The organism is Bradyrhizobium sp. WSM2254 (assembly GCF_000472645.1).
Classification (GTDB): Bacteria; Pseudomonadota; Alphaproteobacteria; order Rhizobiales; family Xanthobacteraceae; genus Bradyrhizobium; species Bradyrhizobium niftali.
On record NZ_AXAB01000068.1, the window covers coordinates 14,028 to 31,673 of the forward strand.

At 62.0% G+C, this 17,646-nt stretch carries 20 protein-coding genes; 11 read left to right on the top strand and 9 right to left on the bottom strand.

Annotated features, from left to right (window positions below):
* Positions 1–150: 150 nt before the first annotated feature.
* The gene (locus A3M7_RS0135595; RefSeq protein ID WP_084302812.1) at positions 151–825 is read right to left on the bottom strand and encodes a substrate binding domain-containing protein; all 675 of its coding nucleotides are present in this window, start codon (positions 823–825) and stop codon (positions 151–153) included.
* A gap of 763 nt (positions 826–1,588) precedes the next feature.
* Here A3M7_RS0135595 and A3M7_RS0135600 point away from each other — a divergent pair.
* The 4 genes from A3M7_RS0135600 to A3M7_RS0135615 all read left to right on the top strand — a co-directional run bounded on the left by A3M7_RS0135600 (position 1,589) and on the right by A3M7_RS0135615 (position 5,149).
* A complete protein-coding gene (locus A3M7_RS0135600; protein WP_027548177.1) occupies positions 1,589–2,329 on the top strand; it encodes an SDR family oxidoreductase in 741 nt (246 codons plus the stop codon).
* Between the two features lie 199 nt (positions 2,330–2,528).
* Positions 2,529–3,329 (top strand): NmrA family NAD(P)-binding protein, encoded by an 801-nt coding sequence (locus tag A3M7_RS0135605; RefSeq protein ID WP_198033876.1) that lies wholly within the window; start codon positions 2,529–2,531, stop codon positions 3,327–3,329.
* Positions 3,330–3,509: 180 nt separating this feature from the next.
* A complete protein-coding gene (locus tag A3M7_RS0135610; RefSeq protein ID WP_027548178.1) occupies positions 3,510–4,442 on the top strand; it encodes an NAD(P)-dependent alcohol dehydrogenase in 933 nt (310 codons plus the stop codon).
* A gap of 20 nt (positions 4,443–4,462) precedes the next feature.
* A complete protein-coding gene (locus A3M7_RS0135615) occupies positions 4,463–5,149 on the top strand; it encodes a YafY family protein (RefSeq protein WP_245284394.1) in 687 nt (228 codons plus the stop codon).
* A gap of 102 nt (positions 5,150–5,251) precedes the next feature.
* On the opposite strand, the gene A3M7_RS0135620 is transcribed toward A3M7_RS0135615, so the two are convergent.
* Entirely contained in the window at positions 5,252–6,151 is a 900-nt protein-coding gene (locus tag A3M7_RS0135620) for a LysR family transcriptional regulator (RefSeq protein ID WP_027548180.1), read from the bottom strand.
* Between the two features lie 120 nt (positions 6,152–6,271).
* On the opposite strand from A3M7_RS0135620, the gene A3M7_RS0135625 reads away from it, so the two are divergent.
* The 6 genes from A3M7_RS0135625 to A3M7_RS50030 all read left to right on the top strand — a co-directional run bounded on the left by A3M7_RS0135625 (position 6,272) and on the right by A3M7_RS50030 (position 10,947).
* Positions 6,272–7,480, top strand: a complete 1,209-nt coding sequence (locus A3M7_RS0135625; protein WP_027548181.1) for an arabinose transporter — start codon at positions 6,272–6,274, stop codon at positions 7,478–7,480.
* A gap of 84 nt (positions 7,481–7,564) precedes the next feature.
* Positions 7,565–8,272 (top strand): carboxymuconolactone decarboxylase family protein, encoded by a 708-nt coding sequence (locus A3M7_RS0135630; RefSeq protein ID WP_245284395.1) that lies wholly within the window; start codon positions 7,565–7,567, stop codon positions 8,270–8,272.
* A gap of 101 nt (positions 8,273–8,373) precedes the next feature.
* On the top strand, positions 8,374–8,769 hold the full coding sequence (locus A3M7_RS0135635) for a cupin domain-containing protein (protein ID WP_027548183.1): 396 nt from the start codon (positions 8,374–8,376) through the stop codon (positions 8,767–8,769).
* Between the two features lie 39 nt (positions 8,770–8,808).
* Positions 8,809–9,669, top strand: a complete 861-nt coding sequence (locus A3M7_RS0135640; protein WP_027548184.1) for an aldo/keto reductase — start codon at positions 8,809–8,811, stop codon at positions 9,667–9,669.
* A 157-nt stretch (positions 9,670–9,826) separates the two neighbouring features.
* The gene (locus A3M7_RS0135645; RefSeq protein ID WP_027548185.1) at positions 9,827–10,219 is read left to right on the top strand and encodes a putative quinol monooxygenase; all 393 of its coding nucleotides are present in this window, start codon (positions 9,827–9,829) and stop codon (positions 10,217–10,219) included.
* Between the two features lie 560 nt (positions 10,220–10,779).
* Positions 10,780–10,947, top strand: a complete 168-nt coding sequence (locus tag A3M7_RS50030; RefSeq protein ID WP_198033878.1) for a hypothetical protein — start codon at positions 10,780–10,782, stop codon at positions 10,945–10,947.
* Positions 10,948–10,961: 14 nt separating this feature from the next.
* Here the strand turns inward: A3M7_RS50030 and A3M7_RS0135660 are convergent, their stop codons facing one another.
* The 5 genes from A3M7_RS0135660 to A3M7_RS0135680 all read right to left on the bottom strand — a co-directional run bounded on the left by A3M7_RS0135660 (position 10,962) and on the right by A3M7_RS0135680 (position 14,324).
* A complete protein-coding gene (locus A3M7_RS0135660; RefSeq protein WP_049823900.1) occupies positions 10,962–11,171 on the bottom strand; it encodes a hypothetical protein in 210 nt (69 codons plus the stop codon).
* A gap of 422 nt (positions 11,172–11,593) precedes the next feature.
* Positions 11,594–11,770, bottom strand: a complete 177-nt coding sequence (locus tag A3M7_RS49225) for a hypothetical protein (RefSeq protein WP_156937078.1) — start codon at positions 11,768–11,770, stop codon at positions 11,594–11,596.
* Between the two features lie 51 nt (positions 11,771–11,821).
* Complete coding sequence (locus tag A3M7_RS0135670) at positions 11,822–12,220, bottom strand: cupin domain-containing protein (RefSeq protein WP_049823903.1); 399 nt, start codon at positions 12,218–12,220, stop codon at positions 11,822–11,824.
* Positions 12,221–12,336: 116 nt separating this feature from the next.
* Complete coding sequence (locus A3M7_RS0135675; protein ID WP_027548189.1) at positions 12,337–13,119, bottom strand: carboxymuconolactone decarboxylase family protein; 783 nt, start codon at positions 13,117–13,119, stop codon at positions 12,337–12,339.
* Positions 13,116–14,324: an arabinose transporter gene (locus tag A3M7_RS0135680; RefSeq protein WP_027548190.1), complete on the bottom strand. Its 1,209-nt coding sequence runs from the start codon at positions 14,322–14,324 to the stop codon at positions 13,116–13,118. The genes A3M7_RS0135675 and A3M7_RS0135680 overlap by 4 nt, the downstream gene beginning before the upstream one ends.
* A 125-nt stretch (positions 14,325–14,449) precedes the next feature.
* Here A3M7_RS0135680 and A3M7_RS0135685 point away from each other — a divergent pair, with 125 nt between their 5' ends.
* Entirely contained in the window at positions 14,450–15,349 is a 900-nt protein-coding gene (locus tag A3M7_RS0135685; protein ID WP_027548191.1) for a LysR family transcriptional regulator, read from the top strand.
* Between the two features lie 228 nt (positions 15,350–15,577).
* Here A3M7_RS0135685 and A3M7_RS0135690 read toward each other — a convergent pair whose 3' ends face one another.
* Entirely contained in the window at positions 15,578–16,066 is a 489-nt protein-coding gene (locus tag A3M7_RS0135690; protein ID WP_245284396.1) for a cyclophilin-like fold protein, read from the bottom strand.
* 72 nt (positions 16,067–16,138) lie between these two features.
* On the bottom strand, positions 16,139–17,646 hold a 1,508-nt coding region (locus A3M7_RS0135695; RefSeq protein WP_027548193.1), incomplete at its 5' end, for a xanthine dehydrogenase family protein molybdopterin-binding subunit.

The window sequence follows — 17,646 nt, forward strand, 5'->3', positions numbered from 1 at the left end:
TCGCTCACGGCCGACGAGATCGACGATCGCCTGCGAAAGCTCAAGCTGGCTTCCGCGGCGGGAGGATGCTGGGCATCACGCGGCCATATCGTCTATCGGACGAAACCCGTTGCGCTCGACAGGTAGCGGCCGCCGCTTGGGGCCGCGGCCTCAGGATGCGACCGTTGGCGATAGTGCAAAGTGTGCCATCAAAGCCTCGATGAGGCTGCGGACGGCCGGACGCTCCGCGCCATTACGCGGCACCAGTGCCTTGATCCAGAATTCCGGGACGGGATAGTCGGGAAGGATCCGGACGAGTTGTCCGGACGACATGGCCGGCCGGACGATGTGTGCGGCAAGCCGCGCGATGCCCATGCCGGCCAGGGCGGCGCGCAACAGGAGCTGGCTGTCGTTGGCGCTGAGCCGCGCCTTGATCTCGATGTTGATCAGTCGGCGGCGGCTCTCGAAACCCCAGCTCAATCCGGTCGTCGCGAATGTGAGGAAATCGTGCTGGACCAGATCGCGCGGGTGGCTCGGCTCCCCATAGCGCGCGAGATAGGCCGGCGCGGCGCAAAGCACGCGCGGATATGCGCTGAGGGGCTCGTCGATGACGCCGGGATAGGACGTCGGCAGCGCGCCGATCGCAATGTCAAAACCTTCCTCGACGGGATTGACCGAGCGATCGAGCATGACCAGCTCGATGCTCACCCTCGGCTGGGCCAATTGGAAATTGGTCAGCACCTCGCCGAGACTAACGATGGCGATCGTCGTCGGCGATTTGATGCGCAGATGTCCTTCGATCTCCGCCGACGATAGTTCCGATCGTGCGCGTCTGGACCCATCGATCCGGGCTGGCGTCGAGCCTACTCTGCATGATTGCGGTAACGTCGCCCGGCGAGTTGGATGGCCTCGGCACTGTTGGCGTCGTAAGCCAGGACTTCATTTCAAGCTTTTCGGCAGGCGGTAGCACCTCATCAGGAGCTACTGGTTGTCGCACCATCTCGATTGTGTCGAGGACGTGCCTGGCAGAAGGTCGCCCTCAATCCGGGACCATAGCTCGATGCCATCAGGGGTCACGCAGCTCTAACTTCTGACATTGCGGGGCCAAGGGGGTCTTCGACAAGTTCCAGAGTTCGCAACCTTCGCCTAGCAACAGTGAGCTGCAAGTTGCCGGCACAGGTCGCGGACGGACGGGAGCGCGCATCGGTGAGCAAAGCGCGGACGTGAGATGTCGGCGCGCCTATATCCTGTGAGCAGCCAAAATAATTCCGGTGGCGATCAGGCCCACAATTGCAGCCGAACTGCCGAAATGTTTGGAAGCCTGAAGCGGTTGCGCTCGATCCCTCCTTAGTTCGGCCCTTCGATGACAAACACGCGTGCGTGATCGTCCAGGTGACCGAATTGCGGCTTCCCGCGAGTTCTGCTAGAAGCCGCCTGTCGAAAGAGTGCTGACCGGATGGTAGCCCGGTCGCCGTTCCATTGGACGGCAACTCCTCCCTCCGGGGTATCCGCGACACCCAGGCCGGCTTGCCGGTCGCAGAGGTGTGTCCGCTGATAACCCTAAGTCATCGTCGGCGCACCTTCTCAATCCGTTAGAAGGACGTACGACATGAAGCTCACAGGAAACATAATTCTCATCACTGGCGGCGCAACCGGCATCGGCTTTGCGCTCGCACGGAGCCTTTCCGAGAAAGGCAATCAGGTCATCGTGTGCGGTAGGAACGAAGCCGCTCTCCGGAAGGCACAAGGAGAAGCACCTGCGCTGGTCATCCGCGTCTGCGATGTTGCCGATGCCGAGAGCCGCCGATCGATGGTCGAATGGCTCAAGACGAGCCATCCGAACCTCAATGTCCTCATCAACAATGCCGGCGTTCAGCATCGGCGCGACTTCAACGATGATCCTGCGAGCGACAATCTCGATCAGGAAGTGGCCATCAACCTTACGGCCCCGATCCATCTGATCACTGAACTGTTGCCGGCACTCAAGCGGCAAGAGCAGGCCTTCATCATCAATGTCAGCTCAGGGTTGGCTTTCTCGCCGATGGCGGATGTGCCGGTCTATTGCGCCACCAAGGCTGCGCTTCACTCCTTTACACTCAGCCTGCGCCATCAGTTGAAAGCGACCGGCATCCGCGTCATCGAGTTGGCCCCTCCGATTGTCGATACCGGTCTCGGTGGCAACACGCGCAGCGAAGGAACGGCCTACCGCATGATGGTCTCTCCGGAAGAATTCGCCACCGAAACGCTCGCGCAGCTCGAAGCAGACAAGGACGAGATCCTCGTCGGTATCTCCGTCGAAACGCGTCGGCTCGGTGAGGCCATGTTCGAACGGATGAACAATCGCGTCTGAGCTTTCCTAGGGATCGCTGCGGTCGACCCGCAGCGATCGCGGCCGCAGACGTTTACCTCGTCCGATGCTGCTGTCTGCGGCGTGCAGATGTAATGCTCGCCAGCCGGGCCCAATCGACATCCCCCACCAAATGGACCAAAATCGGAGCTTATACTCATGACCATTTTAGCGGTTGGCGCAGCGGGCGAGCTGGCCGGCCTTGTCGTTCCTGCCCTTGTTGGTCGCGGGCGCAGTCATCCGCGGCCTTGTCCGCAGACCAGAACAGATTCAAATAGCGAAAGACCGCGGCGCCTCGGAGGTCGCTCTGGGTGACCTGTCAGACCCCGAAAGCCTCGATGCTGCGCTGAACGGCGTAGAAGGCGTATTCCACATCGGGCCGGTTTTTGCACCGAACGAGGTGCAATTGGGCAGGAAGATCATTGAGGCGGCGCAGTGGGCCGGCGTACGGAAATTCGTATTCTCGTCGGTGATCCACCCCATTTTGAGCTTGCCCAACCACGCCGCCAAGGCGCCTGTCGAAGAGGCGCTGGTTAATTCGGATCTGGAGTACACAATCCTTCATCCGACGATGCTGTTTCAGAATTACTCGGCGTCGTGGGAAAAGATCGTCGAGACGGGCGTTTTGGCTGAACCATGGGCCGCCGACACTTGCTTCAGCCGCGTCGATTATCGCGACGTCGCCGATGTCGCAGCGATCGCACTCACCGAGAATCGATTGGCCTACGGTACTTTCGAACTCTGTGCTCCCGGCATTCTATCCCGCCATGCTGTGGCCGCGCTACTGACGCAGATGCTGGGAAGAGAAATCGGCGTCCGCACGCTCGACCGTAGCAAACTGGGTGAAACCCCCAGAGACATGCTCACGATGTTCGAGCACTATGATCATCATGGCCTGGTGGGATGTTCTCTCGCCCTGCGGACTATCCTCGGCCGCGAGCCAAGGACGCTGCTGGCCTACTTCGAGGAACTGGCGGCGGCGTCCAAATCCAAACGCGAATGACTTAATCGTCCGGACAAACGCGCAGGCGGCCTGCCTGTCCTTCATCGGACAAGTCGAGCTCTGCAAAGCATGGTGCCAGAAACTGTCACCACGGGTGTGTACAGTGTTTTCGGACCAGTGAGAGGCATCGATCCTCTCGCACCTGCCTTGCCTAGGACGGATTTAAGGAATGTCGCGGCCATGAAACGTATTCAGTATAGTAAATATGGCGGCCCGGAGCTGATGCGCGTCGATGATTTCGAGCTGACCGCACCTGGATCAGGTGAGGTGGCCGTGCGGGTCAAGTTCGCCGCCATTAATCCGATCGACTGGAAGCTGCGCGGCGGTCAGATGAAGATCGTCACCGGCAGGACCTTTCCCCGCGCGATGGGAATGGACTTTTCCGGTATCGTCACGGCCGTCGGCTCTGGTGTCACGCGGCTGAAGACGGGCGATGCGGTGTTCGGGCTTACCCGTTTCAAGGAAAGCGGCGCGCTCGGTCAAGCCGTGGTGACGAAGGAAGCTTTCCTGGCCAAAAAGCCCGACAATATCTCGTTCGAAGACGCAGCCTGCCTCGGAACCCCTGGCGTCACGGCGTGGAATGGGCTGATCGACAAGGCGAAGCTGCAGGTCGGGCAGCACGTCTTCGTCAACGGCTGCGCCGGAGCGGTCGGCGAAGCCGCCGTGCAAATAGCGCGGCTCTTCGGCGCCACGATCTCGGGCAGTTGCAGCGCTCGCAACGTAGAACGCGCGAGGTCGCTCGGCGTGCAGACCGTCTACGATTATCGCACGACCGATCTGTCAACGATCACCACGCGTTTCGATGTGGTCTACGACACCGCGGCGACGATGACGGTCTCGGCCGGCTTGGCCTTGCTGCGCCAGGGTGGGGTGTTCCTGGATGTGAACCCGGGCATAGGCAAGTTCGTTCGGGCGATCTTCGACCGCCGGCTCAAGCCCGTTATCGGTGCGCCGCGCCCCGAGATCCTGGAGAAGCTCGCCGGCTTTGCGCGCGAGGGTACGTTCAGGATCCCGATCGGGGAAACCGTTTCCCTGAATGCGGCGGTCCAGCTGATCACCGAGCTCGAAGGAGGCCGCAAGCTCGGCGGAAAAGGCCTCGTGGCGATGGAGTGAGGATGGCAAGAAGTCACCGGTTGTTCGACCTGATGCAAGTGCTTCGCCGACATCGCAGGACGGTGTCGGGGGAGGCGCTTGCGCGTGAGCTGGGCGTCTCGCTGCGCACGATCCGCCGCGACGTCGCCACCTTGCAGGACATGGGCGCCGACATCGATGGAGAGGCGGGCGTCGGCTACATCATGCAGCCCGGCTTCCTTTTGCCTCCGCTATCCTTTACCGAAGAGGAATTGCAGGCGCTCGTGATCGGCGCGCAGTGGATCAGTCGCCAGACCGACGATACTCTGGCTCTTGCCGTGAAGAATGCGTTGGCCAAGATCAATGCCGTCCTTCCCCCGGACATGCGCTCCGCCCTCGATGACGACACGGTCTATGTCGGCCACCGAGCGAGGGGCTCGATGCCGCTCGACCTGAGCGAGATCCGCCGGGCGCTGCGCGAGCAACGCAAGCTTCGCATTACGCTCTCGATCGAGCACGCTCCGAACGACCAGCAGGTGGTCTGGCCGATCATGCTGGGCCTCATCGAAGGCAGCCGCTTCATTGCCGCCTGGTGCGAGCTGGACAGCCGATTCCGTGTCATCGCCATGGACGACATTGCGACCGCGGAGATTTTAACCGAGCGCTATCCTCGCAACCGGCGCCAGCTAGTCAAGGAGTGGCGTGCTCAAGAGGTGCGCCCCTGCAACGACCAAGGAGAGGCGTGCTGATGCCTCCTTGATCGAGGGCTGATGCGCCAATGTCGTTGGCATGATTGCGGTCTGTTGGTCCGTTCACCTGTTCTTGTGCAGGCAGAGGCGGCATGGTCTTGGTCATCGGCCTCTATACCTGAGCGCGTCGATTAGGAGTGAGAATGCCGGCGAAGATTGCCGACCGCTCGGATAGTACAGGTGATATCCGGAAAACGGCGGGCACCAGTCGGCCAACACTCGGACCAACTGACCGCTCGACAAGTAAGGCTGAACCTGACTTTCGGTCAGGTACGCCAGGCCAAGACCCTGCAGGGCGGCCTGCAGCAGGGTGCCGGAGCTGTTGAAGACGAGTTGCCCATCAACGCGCACGTTGACGTCCCGTCCGTTTCGCTCGAATTCCCACGCGTAGAGACGTCCACCGTGTGTCGGCAGGTGGAGGTTGACGCAGTTGTGCTGCGTCAGATCCTGCGGCGTTCGTGGCCGCTTCCGGGATGCAAAGTAGGACGGTGAGCCCACCACTGCCATGCGTAGGTCCGGACTGACCCGGACCGCTATCATGTCCTTCGCGACCAGTTCGCCCGGCCGGATCCCGGCGTCGTACTGCGCGGCCACGATGTTCGTGAGCCCGACGTCGATAATCACTTCGACTTTGATGTCTGGATAGGCTGGCAGGATCTTGCTCATGGCCGGCATCAGGATCGCTTCAGCGGCGTACTCCGTCGCGGTGATCCGGATAGTCCCGGCCGGCTTCTCGCGCAGTTCGCTGAGGGCCCCAAGTTCGACGTCCATCTCGTCGAATTTGGGCCCGATCTTCAGCAGCAGTCGCTCGCCGGCTTGGGTCGGTGTGACGCTGCGGGTCGTGCGGTTCAGAAGCCTCACGCCCAACCGCTCCTCCAGAGCTTGGACGATCTGGCTAAGAGTCGGCTGGCTGATCGCGAGCCGCGCCGCCGCACGGGTGAAACTGCGTTCTCTTGCCACCGCCAGGAAGGCCAGTAAGTCGCTCGCGTCGGCACGTTCCATTTATAGGCTGCTCCAATCAATCTAATTGGGTTTTATCGTCTTATCCGGATGACCCCGAGGGCCTATTTTGAGGTTCACAGATGGCAGCCGAGGGCTGCGAAGCTAACCCCAGGAACGGCAATGTCCGTCGTAACCATGCCAGATACCGCCGCGCCGCGTCCGTTCGCGGCTTCGCTGTTGCCGATCATGGGCGCGGTCTTCGTCGGCTTTCTCGTCATCGGCGTGGCGATGCCGGTGCTCCCACTTTACGTCGATGACGGATTGGGGTTCGGCACGTTCGTGGTCGGCCTCGTCGCCGGCAGTCAGTTCGCTGCATCGCTGATCTCAAGACCCTGGGCGGGCCACTATTCCGACGGCCGTGGCGCGAAGCGCGCGGTCTTCGCGGGTCTGCTGGCGGCCTCGGCGTCCGGATTGATCTACTTGGGTTCGCTACTGTTCCGAGGCGCGCCCGGAGCATCGGTCGCCATGTTGCTGCTCGGGCGGGGCGTGCTTGGAGGAGCGGAGAGCTTCATTATCACCGCCGCCGTCAGTTGGGGGCTCGCGATCGTCGACGCCCGCAATATCGGGAAGGTCATCGCCTGGGTCGGGTCTGCGATGTTTGCGGCCTTCGCGATCGGAGCCCCGGTCGGCTCAGCGCTCTACGCCGGTTACGGATTCGCCGCGATCGCGGTCGTCACGGTACTGGCTCCTCTTGTCACATTGCTGCTGATCGCACCGCTTCCGGCCGTGGAGCCGGGTAAGCACGCGCGGGCCTCCTTCGTCGAAGTGATCGGTGCCGTCTGGGTGCCGGGCCTTGGATCGGCGCTCGGCTCTGTCGGCTTCGGCGCCGTGACCACCTTCGTCGCGCTGCTGTTTGCAGCCCGGGGCTGGGCCAACGGGTGGTCCGCTTACACCGCCTACGCGGTGGCCTTCATCCTGGCGCGAGTGTTCTTCAGTCATCTCGCCGACAAGATCGGCGGCGCGAAGGTGGCACTGGTTTGCGCGGCGATCGAAGCGGGCGGCCAGGCGCTTATCTGGCTTGCCGCCCGGCCCGACATGGCGCTCGCCGGCGCAGCGCTTACCGGCTTCGGCTTTTCCCTGATCTATCCGGGCTTCGGCGTCGAAGCGGTGCGTCGCGTGCCGGCGCAGAGCCGTGGTCTCGCCATGGGCGCCTACACGGCGTTCCTCGATCTGGCACAAGGCCTCGCCAGTCCAGCGCTCGGACTGATCGCAGCGGGCGCGAGACTCAACGTGCTGTTTCTCGTCAGCTCGGCCACCGTGCTGTGCGCTTCCTGCGTCGCGTGGTGGCTGATCGAGAACCCCTCACCATTGGAAGGACCATCGGAATGAGAACTCTCGCAGCGACTTTGGTCTTCACTCTGCTTGTTCGCCGGCGCGGCCGGCGCACAGCCATCTAACCAAGGAGCCGATGCCATGCCCAAGCACGAAGATGTCCGCGCCGTTGCGCCGGCCCTCGAAGCTTACGCCCAGAAATTCGTTGTCGACGATTTGTGGAAGCGACCGGGACTATCCCGCCGTGACCGTGGCATCGTGACCGTTGCCGCGCTGATCGCCCGTGACCAGACCGTCGAACTGCCGCACTACCTCGCCCTCGCGCTCGACAACGGCGTGAAGCCGTCGGAAATATCAGAAATCATCACCCACCTGGCATTCTACACCGGCTGGGCGAATGCGATGGATGCGGTCCCGCTGGTGAGGGAGGTGTTCAAGAGCCGCAACATCGGAGCCGACCAGCTCCCGCCGGCCTCGGGGCCTCAGCTTCCGCTCGACGAGGCGGCCGAGAAGCAGCGGGCCACGCGTGTCGGAGAGCAGTTCGGCCAGATCACCCCGAGCCTCGTCCAGTACACGACGGACGCGCTGTTCCGCGATCTGTGGCTGAGGCCGGCGCTCGCGCCGCGCGACCGCAGCCTGGTCACCGTTAGCGCACTGATCGCGACCGGTCAGGTGGCGCAGATCACCTATCACCTGAACCGCGCGATGGACAACGGACTGACGAAGGAAGAGGCCGGCGAAGTGCTCGGGCACTTGGCGTTCTATGCGGGCTGGCCCAACGCATTTTCCGCGGCGCCCGTCGTCAAGGACCTCGTCGAAAAGCGTCCGCACCGAGCGGGGACGCCATGATTTCCCGCCGAGCCGTACTCATCGCCGGTATTGCCGCATCGATGAAGACTGAAGGTGCGCCAGCGGCCGCCTTCGATCACCACAAGGACACGCAAATGGACATCGATATCAAGAGGAACGGATCCCGACCTTCTCAGAAGGGATCAAGCGAGTGGTTTACCGGGAACGTGCGCGTCGACCCCCTGTTTCAGGCGCCCGATCCCGCGCGCGTCGGTGCCGGCCAAGTCACCTTCGAGCCCGGCGCCCGCACCGCCTGGCACACGCATCCGCTCGGACAGACGCTGATCGTGACCGCTGGGTTGGGTTGGGTGCAACGCGATGGCGGCTTGATCGAAGAAGTTCGTCCAGGGGACGTGGTGTGGTTTCCGCCCGGACTGAAGCATTGGCACGGCGCAACGCCGACGACGGCGATGACCCACATTGCGGTACAGGAATCCGTGGGCGGCAGGAACGTCGACTGGATGGAGAAGGTCAGCGACGAGCAGTATCGCAAGTAAGCATACCGACTGTCCTGTGATACCTACCGAAGAGATACCATGATCGCTCAGGAGACCTTCAGGCTCGCCAACGGCGTTGCGATTCCCAAGCTTGGCTTCGGAACGTGGATGATCGACGACCGCGAGGTCGCCGGCCTCGTTCAGGAAGCGGTGGCGATCGGTTACCGCCATATCGACACCGCCCAAGCCTATGGCAGCGAGCGAGGCGTGGGGGAAGGGCTACGCGCCAGCGGCATCGCGCGTGACGAGCTCTTCGTTACGACAAAGCTCGCCGCGGGCTGCAAGTCGTATTCCGAAGCTCGGACGCTGATCGATGGCTCGCTGGCCGCCTTGGGAGTGGGACAGATCGACCTGATGCTCATCCACAGCCCGCAGCCTTGGGCCGAGTTCCGCAACGGCGAGCATTATTTCGAGGGCAACCTCGAAGCCTGGCGCGCGCTCGAGGAGGCCCACTCCGCCGGCAAGCTGCGCGCGATCGGCGTCTCCAACTTCGAACAGGTCGATCTCGACAACATCATCGCGAATGCGGCCGTGAAGCCCGTGGTCAACCAGATCTTGGCGCACGTCGGCAACACGCCGTTCGATCTGATCGACCACTGCCGCAGCCGCGACGTGCTGGTGGAAGCCTATTCTCCGGTCGCGCACGGCGCCGTCCTGAAGAACCCCGAATTGGCCGGACTCGCCGCCAAGTACGGCGTCTCCGTCGCGCAGCTTTGCATCCGCTACTGCCTGGAGCTCGGGCTCCTACCGCTGCCGAAGACCGCCAGTCCCGAGCATCTGCGCAGCGACATCGCCGTCGACTTCGAGATCACCGCCGAGGACATGACGAGGCTCAAGGGATTCGACCACGACGACTACGGCGAGGCCGCCAAGTTTCCCGTTTTCGGGAAAAGCCGGTGACCGTTCGTCGTGGGCGAAGACCGCGACGACGACTGCATAATAGGAGAGCACTTGAACCCCGGCTACGATTTCAACGGTCACGTGCGCGACGCGAACGAAGTCGACTTATGACGTAAACAGATCGAAATTCAAAAAGGCGCCCTTCGAGGAGGAGACGATGACTGCAAAGCACCTATTTGTTCTTGGCGCATCCATACTGGCCGCGACGCTCGCCGGCGGTGCCGTCGCCCAGCAGGCCGACGAACGTTACGTCCAGATGGCGGAGATCGAGGTCGATCCTGCCCAATTGGATGCCTATAGGGCTGCGGTGCAGGAGCAGATCGATGCGGCAATTCGCAAAGAGCCCGGCGTCTTGGTTCTGTACGCTCTATCCGAGAAAGACACCCCCACGAACGTGAAGGTCTTTGAGATCTACCGGAACAGGGCCGCCTACGAAGCTCACCTCGCATCGGATCATTTCAAGAAATACAAGGCCACGGTCGAGAAGATGGTGAGATCGCTCAAGCTAATCCAGACGACGCCGATCATGCTCGGCGCCCGAACGAATTGAGACGAGGAGACGTATCATGAAGGATTCAGTGGCGTCCCCCGACTACCGGATCCTGCGTCGCCTGGTTGCCCGATCGCCGTACATACCGGCCTTGGGCCATGATGTCAGGACCGGCATCCTTCTGGACACCGTAACTCTTCCATGACGCCACCCCACAACATCACCGAAGGTCGATCTTCGATCGCCGGCGAGGCTCGCGTCAAGTGATCGCTTGTGCCCGCCTGGCAAACGGCACTACGCTGAGCGAGGCGGGGGAAGCCAGATGTCGCTGCTACATCCTATCCGGAAGCCGTGCCCGCACTGTGGGCGGCCGATGAAGCTCGTTCGCGACGAGGCCGCCAGAGGCGTAGAGCGCTACATCTGCTCAGACTGCGACGACGATTCGCTGCGCGATTTAGCCGCCCAGAAGTGGGTAGACGGCCCGCTGCGGCCGCCGGCGAAATAGCGGCCCGGAAGGATCGTCCGGGGAAGCGCCGAGCGTTGCAGGGCCAGGGACTGGCGGGATCGGCACTGGCGCACCAGTTCCTTTGAACGTGCCGCTTCACTTTTGGGAGGTTCGGATGTCAGCTGTCGCAAAGCTGCTTGCGCGCAAGCAGGCGCTCATGGAACGACTGGAGAGCGGTACCGGACCGAACGAACGCGAGGAAATCGAGCGCCTGCTCGCGCAGATCGAGACCGCGCTGAACCTGCTCGAGTCGGGCGATGCCGCCACCCCGGGCGAGGAATGATCGGCTCGTGCCGGTCACAGAGTGCTCAGGTTCTCCGGCACCTCGCCGAACTTCCGGATCAGTTTGGCGTCGCTGAAATCGCCGCTGGACGGATCTCCTCTCCGCGAAAACGCGACGGCGCCGGCGCAACCTGGTTTCCGCGAGAGCGCTTCGGCGCGCATGACGGCCGCGTTGGCACTTAGGCACTCCACCGCCTCACCTGGCGCCACCCCGTCGTCCGCCATCACGAACGGCAGCTCTTCGTCGCACGAAAAAGCGGGTGTACACAGATGCCAATTTCGAATGACGTCACCAGAAATGGGATGCTTTGGGAGCGCGTCCTGTCACAGCTCGTCGTGGGCGCCAGCGTACTGGGTGGATGCGCCGTGTTGCTGATCCAGGCGTTACCACCAATACTTCACGGGTTTCCGTAGACGCGCAGAAACGGGTTTGAGTTGCGCTGAGCGAAAAATTGAACGGCGAAGCAGGGGCCAACGAAACGTCCAACAAAGCGTCCAACACGAAAATCGTTCGCTCAAGGTAAGCGATTGAATTTGCTAGGTAAAATTTGCGCGAGAATTTGATGCGGAGCGCTTCACCCGCTCCAGCCTTTTAAAAGCTTTAGCGAGATGGTTGGATTTCATTCTGACAGGCTGTTTTACATGTTCTAATGCTCGACCGTTTTGCGTGTCTCCTGATCGCGCCCATATTCCGCGTCTGATACAGACCGAATGAGCTGCGAACTCATCAAAACCGAAGATACCGGTTTGGAGAAGAGGTACTGCCCGCGCGTGCGGTAATCGGCGACGATGGCGTAGAAGCAGGTCAGCTGCTTTGCGGTCATCGTCTCATCCTAACTGGCGCGATTGCCGGGCTTCAACTCGTTTCTCCGGAATTAAGTTCGCCGGTATTGTTCGTCGCTTATCTTTTCCAGCCAATCGACGTTCTTGCCGTTCAGCGATTCCTGAATGGCGATGTGTGTCATCGCCGTCGTCGGCGACGCGCCATGCCAATGCCTCAAGCCGGGCGGAAACCAAACCACGTCGCCCGGACGGACTTCTTCGACGGGGCCGCCGTCGCGCTGCACCCATCCCAGACCGGCCGTGATGATCAGCGTCTGACCGAGCGGGTGCGTGTGCCATGCCGTGCGGGCGCCGGGTTCGAAGGTGACCTGGCCACCGCTCACCCGCGCCGGGTCCGGCGCCTGAAACAGCGGATCCACGCGGACCGATCCGGTGAACCAGTCCGGAGAGCCTTTGGCGGAAGGCCGAGAGCCGTTTCGTTTGATGTCCAAATCCATGTGCGAACTCCTTCGCTGCGCGTTCGCGCTTTCTGTGTTGGCGCTCGTCGCGGCGAGCGCAGCAAGCCCTGCGGTGGCGATGATCGCTTGTCGGCGCGAGTACGACATTGCTACCGGGGCCTCTTCTCGATGACTTCCTTGATGACCGGCGCGGCCGAGAACGCGTTGGGCCAACCTGCGTAGAAAGCGAGATGTCCGACGACCTCTCCGGCCTCCTCCTTGGTCAACCCGTTATCCATCGCCCGGTTCAAATGGTAGGTGATCTGCGCGACCTGGCCGGTCGCAACCAGGGCGCTGACGGTGACTAGGCTGCGGTCCCTCGGCGCGAGTTCCGGCCTCAGCCAGAGATCTCGAAACAGGACATCCGTTGTGTACTGGACAAGACCGGGGGTGGTCTGACCGAATTGCTGCCCGACGCGCGTGGCCCGCTGCGCCTCTGCGGCCTCTTCGAGCGGTAGCTGAGGACCGGAAGCCGGAGGGAGCTGATTGGGTTCTATATTGCGGCTCTTGAATACGTCCTTCGCCGCTGAAACGGCGTCGATGGCGTTGGCCCAGCCAGTATAGAACGCAAGATGCGTGATAATCTCCGAGATCTCGACGGGTTTCACGCCATTGTCGAGCGCGAGATTGAGATAAAATGGTAGTTCGACCGTCTGATCGCGCGCGATCAGCCCGGCGATCGTGACGATGCTTCGGTCGCGCGGCGACATTCCTGGGCGCTTCCAGAGATCGCCGAGCACGACGCCCTTCGCATATTTTTCGAGGGCGGGCGCGACGGCACGAATGTCTTCGGTTGTGGGCATGGCTTTCAATCCTTCGATGGTTGTCTGTTGACCGTTGGCCGTGCCGGCGCCAATCAATATTGAAAGTACGGTAGCTGCGAGCAATCTCATTGCGGTTTTCCTCCGATGGTCACCGGGTATGCTATGAGCCATGACGCGACGAGCGCAGCGCAAAGCACGGTGATGGCGCTGACGAGAAACACGGCGTTCAGGCCGGCCCCTTTCGCGACCAACCCAAGTGCCGGGCTTGCGAGGCCCTGGGCCAGGTCGAGGAAGGCGGTGTAGGCTCCCATCGCAAGGCCGCGGCTCTGTGCCGGCACCCGACGGACCGCTTCGACGCCGAAGCCGGGATAGACCAGCGAAAATCCGAATCCAGTGAGAGCGGCCCCGATCAGCGCCAGTTCGGGACGAGCGGCCAGCCACATCAGCGCCTGTCCGGCAGTTTCGATCAGCACGCAGAACAGCGCGACCTTGGCGCCGCCAAACTTGTCAGCTGCATGGCTGAAGAAGACGCGCGCGAGGATGAATGCGACGGCGTAGGCGGTGTATGCGAGCCAGCCTTGCGTCCAGCCGCGATCGGCGAACAGCAACGCGGCGAACGTAGTCACAGCCCCAAACCCCACACTGCCCAACGCCGAGCCGAGACCCGGCCCCCACACCTTTCCAAACACATTGACGAACGATAAGCGGGCGTGCCGCACCGGCACGACAGCGGGAAGAGGCGCAATGAGCAGCAGCGGCGCCAAGGGCGCCACTGCCGTGACGAGCGCAATCGCTACAAACCCGAAGCCGGCGTAGAGCGCAGAGCCGACCGGCGCGCCGATCGCGAAGGCTGCGAACATCGCGCATCCCACCCAGGCGATGACCTTGCCGGTGTTTTGGGCATCGACGATCGCCAATCCCCAACTGACCGCGGCAGTGATGATGAAACTTTCCGCTCCCCCGAGTACGGCTCGCCCAAGCAGGAGCACCGCTACCGAGGCCTCCGGATCGCGGCGGATCAGGAGTGAGCACAAGTAAAGTAACCCGGACGCGGAGGCCGCGAGCAGACCCAGGGCGACCGCGCGTTTCGCGCCGCGACCGTCCGAATAGTGACCCGCCCACGGTCGCGCGATCAGCGATGCGGCGAACTGACTGCCGGCGACGAGACCGACCACGAACGTGCCGAACCCCAATCCGTCGTGAACGTACAACGGAAGCACAGGCATCGCGACACCGATGACGACAAAGCCGACGAAAACCACGCCCATGATCGGCAACAGCGACGCCGCAAACGGACGAGGATCGACAGTCTCTTGCATGGCTACAACGGACATCGCCGTTCCTGGGATTCGTCGCTTCGCGGCCGTCGTTCGGCCGCCGGTCAACTCTCAAGCTAAGCGCTTGGGGCTCCGGGGATTAGATGATAAAACTCAATTGGATTTATTGGAGCAGCCTATAAATGGAACGCGCCGACGCGAGCGATCTTATTGCCTTCCTGGCGGTGGCGCGGGAACGCAGTTTCACCCGGGCGGCGGCCCGGCTCGCGATTTCCCAGCCGACCTTGAGCCAGACCGTTCAGAGTCTGGAAGAGCGGCTGGGCGTCAGGCTGTTGAATCGCACGACGCGGAGCGTCACGCCGACGCAGGCCGGCGAGCGGTTACTGCTCACGATCGGGCCCAAGTTCGACGAAATGGACGTCGAACTCGGGGCGTTGAGCGAACTGCGCGAGAAGCCGGCCGGGACGATACGGATCACCGCGACCGAGTATGCCGCGCAGGCGATCCTCATGCCCGCCATGACCAAGATCACCCCGCTGTACCCGGACATCAAAGTCGAGGTGATGATCGACGTCGGCCTCACGAATATCGTGGCGGCGCAGTACGACGCCGGGATCCGGCCGGGCGAACTTGTGGCTAAGGACATGATCGCAGTTCGGGTCGGTCCGGACCTGCGCATGGCCGTGGTGGGCTCGCCGTCCTACTTCGAGTCCAGAAAGAGGCCGCGAACGCCACAGGATCTGACGCGGCACAACTGCGTCAACCTTCACCTGCCCACGCATGGCGGAAGCCTGTATGCGTGGGAGTTCGAGAGGGACGGGCGCGAACTCAATGTGCGCGCCGAAGGGCAACTCGTCTTCAACAGTTCCGGCGCCCTGCTGCACGCCGCGCTGCAGGGCCTCGGCCTTGCCTACCTGACCGATGGTCAGGTTCAGCCCTATTTGTCGAGCGGCGAGCTCGTCCGTGTGTTGGCGGACTGGTGTCCGCCGTTTTCCGGATACCACCTGTACTATCCCAGCCGGCGGCAAGCTTCGCCGGCGTTTTCGCTGTTAGTGGATGCCCTTCGCTATCGAGCGAAATAACGACGCTGAACTCTTTTGAAGAGTTGCGGTTCGTTACAGCGAAGAACCGTTGATTGTGTTTCGGCGCCCAAGTCGGGACCCCATACTGGCAGCCAGCAATCGATTGATTCAACTTAGAATTCAGCGCTTCGAGACGGGTCCCGTCGGCGCGGATCGGGACCCCTCTGACAGCATACTGCGCCCGGCGCGGCGAGGGTCCCTTTTCGATCAGGAATCACAACAGGCTGTTCATTGCGCACGCTCAATTCGCACAGTGACGGGTCCAGGTCGGTCAAAAATCGAAGCGTTACCGACCGCTTGTCCAAGGATGATGATGCCGGGCTGCGGGACTTGGCCGTCACGGTAATAGATAACAAAGTGATCCGAAGTCCAAAGCCCGAGCGTCCCCTTCGAGAAATGCGTTTGTCGCGCGACCTCCTTCAAAGGCGAAGGCAGGTTGCCGGTTTTTTCCTGACGCAAGTGATCCCGCATTTGGATCGTAACTGGCAATATGCGGAGGAGCGATCTGGCCGCGTCGTTGTCGGCCAATTCGGCAGTCACCTCGCCCCATTCAGAGGAAATTAGGATGCGTTCCTGTGCCATGAGTGTTCCCGTCAGTTCAAGGATAAAGACGATCGCCGCCAATATTGTCACGGGCATGTGGCGTGTTCTTGCGATCATCGGCCGCTTCTCCTCTCGATCGCGCTTCTTTAGCAGGCCAGAAAAGGATGCCGTCATGAGGTCGCTCATAAATCCCCGCATAGCACAGGCGTCCCCGCTTAACCGAGGGGAATGTCGTAGTGCTTCCAGTCACGTTACATCTGGCATTGCGGCAAGGTACTTGTCTAAGGTGATCGGATACTCGCGGACGCGCACGCCGGTCGCGTTGTAGACGGCGTTGGCCACCGCGGCCGCAACACCGGTCAGGCCTAGTTCGCCAATACCCTTTGCCTGCAGCGGAGACATAGTCGGATCTAATTCGTCGACAAAGATCACGTCCAGGTGTGGAACATCCGCATGGACCGGCACCTCGTAGCCCGCAAGATCATGATTCACAAAGAAGCCTAAACGGGTGTCGACGACCATTTCCTCCATCAGTGCCGCTCCTATTCCCATAGTCATGCCCCCGATCACCTGACTCCGGGCCGTCTTGGGATTGAGAATGCGGCCTGCCGCGCAAACCGCAAGCATGCGCCTGATCCGGATCTCGCCGGTGAAGGAATCGACTGCCACCTCGACGAAATGTGATCCGAATGTCTGCTGTGCAAACCGCTTCGACAGGTCGCCATACTCCATGAAGTCCTCGGCAAGGATGTCGCCTGACTGCGCGGCCGTCCCGAGCGGCACCGCGCGGTTGCCGGACCGCACCTCCCCGTCCGCGAAGACGACCTCCACCGAGTTGAAGCCGAGCTTTTGCGCGACAGCTTCGCGCAACTTGGCGCACGCCGCGTAGACTCCCGCGGTGACCGAAGGTGCGCCCTGCTGACCGCCCGATCCCGGCGTCTCCGGGAACGCGGAATCTCCGAGCTTGGCGACCACCTTGTCGATCGATACGCCCATCATTTCGGCGGCTGTCTGCGCGACGATCGTGTAGCTGCCGGTGCCGATATCGGTCATGTCCGTTTCCACCGTCACCACGCCGCCGCTGTCGAGCCGAACGCGCGCGCCTGACTTGCTGATCGGCGCCCCTCGGATCGCGCCTGCCACTCCCATGCCGACGAGCCAATGGCCTTCGCGCACCTTTCCGGGCGTAGCGTTTCGGCTACTCCAGCCGAATTTATCTGCTCCGGTCTCCAGACACTCGACAAAGCGGCGCGACGAGAATGGTCGTTCAGGTTTCTCGGGGTCGACTTGGGTGTCGTTGAGGATCCGAAAGCCGACCGGATCCATCCCCAGCTTCTCCGCCATTTCGTCCATCGCGATCTCAAGCGCCATCATACCCGGTGCTTCGCCCGGCGCACGCATCGCATTTCCTTCAGCCAGATCGAGTACAGCCAAACGTACACGTGTCATTCGGTTGGCGCCGGCGTAAAGCGCCCGAGTTGACAGCGTCGTCGGTTCAGTCCGACCANCTNGNAGATTGCCCGAGAGGCTTTCGTGGCCNATCGCGATGATCTTGCCGTCCGAAGTTGCGCCAATCTGAATGCGCTGGATGGTCGCCGGTCGATGGATCANNTTGTTGAACATCAACGGNCGCTGGAGTGCCAGCTTGACGGGCCTGCGGGCTGCGCGCGCTCCGAGCGCTGCCATGACAAGGTCGGACTGAGCCGTTCCCTTCCCGCCGAATCCGCCGCCGATATACGGTGATATGAGCCTGA

Bases quoted from the DNA above. Each gene is read 5' to 3' on its own strand.
- A3M7_RS0135600 (WP_027548177.1), top strand. From the start codon at position 1,589: ATGAAGCTCACAGGAAACATAATTCTCATCACTGGCGGCGCAACCGGC.
- A3M7_RS0135610 (WP_027548178.1), top strand. From the start codon at position 3,510: ATGAAACGTATTCAGTATAGTAAATATGGCGGCCCGGAGCTGATGCGC.
- A3M7_RS0135620 (WP_027548180.1), bottom strand. From the start codon at position 6,151: ATGGAACGTGCCGACGCGAGCGACTTACTGGCCTTCCTGGCGGTGGCA.
- A3M7_RS0135625 (WP_027548181.1), top strand. From the start codon at position 6,272: ATGTCCGTCGTAACCATGCCAGATACCGCCGCGCCGCGTCCGTTCGCG.
- A3M7_RS0135630 (WP_245284395.1), top strand. From the start codon at position 7,565: ATGCCCAAGCACGAAGATGTCCGCGCCGTTGCGCCGGCCCTCGAAGCT.
- A3M7_RS0135640 (WP_027548184.1), top strand. From the start codon at position 8,809: ATGATCGCTCAGGAGACCTTCAGGCTCGCCAACGGCGTTGCGATTCCC.
- A3M7_RS0135645 (WP_027548185.1), top strand. From the start codon at position 9,827: ATGACTGCAAAGCACCTATTTGTTCTTGGCGCATCCATACTGGCCGCG.
- A3M7_RS50030 (WP_198033878.1), top strand. From the start codon at position 10,780: ATGTCAGCTGTCGCAAAGCTGCTTGCGCGCAAGCAGGCGCTCATGGAA.
- A3M7_RS0135660 (WP_049823900.1), bottom strand. From the start codon at position 11,171: ATGGCGGACGACGGGGTGGCGCCAGGTGAGGCGGTGGAGTGCCTAAGT.
- A3M7_RS49225 (WP_156937078.1), bottom strand. From the start codon at position 11,770: ATGACCGCAAAGCAGCTGACCTGCTTCTACGCCATCGTCGCCGATTAC.
- A3M7_RS0135675 (WP_027548189.1), bottom strand. From the start codon at position 13,119: ATGAGATTGCTCGCAGCTACCGTACTTTCAATATTGATTGGCGCCGGC.
- A3M7_RS0135680 (WP_027548190.1), bottom strand. From the start codon at position 14,324: ATGTCCGTTGTAGCCATGCAAGAGACTGTCGATCCTCGTCCGTTTGCG.
- A3M7_RS0135685 (WP_027548191.1), top strand. From the start codon at position 14,450: ATGGAACGCGCCGACGCGAGCGATCTTATTGCCTTCCTGGCGGTGGCG.
- A3M7_RS0135690 (WP_245284396.1), bottom strand. From the start codon at position 16,066: ATGACGGCATCCTTTTCTGGCCTGCTAAAGAAGCGCGATCGAGAGGAG.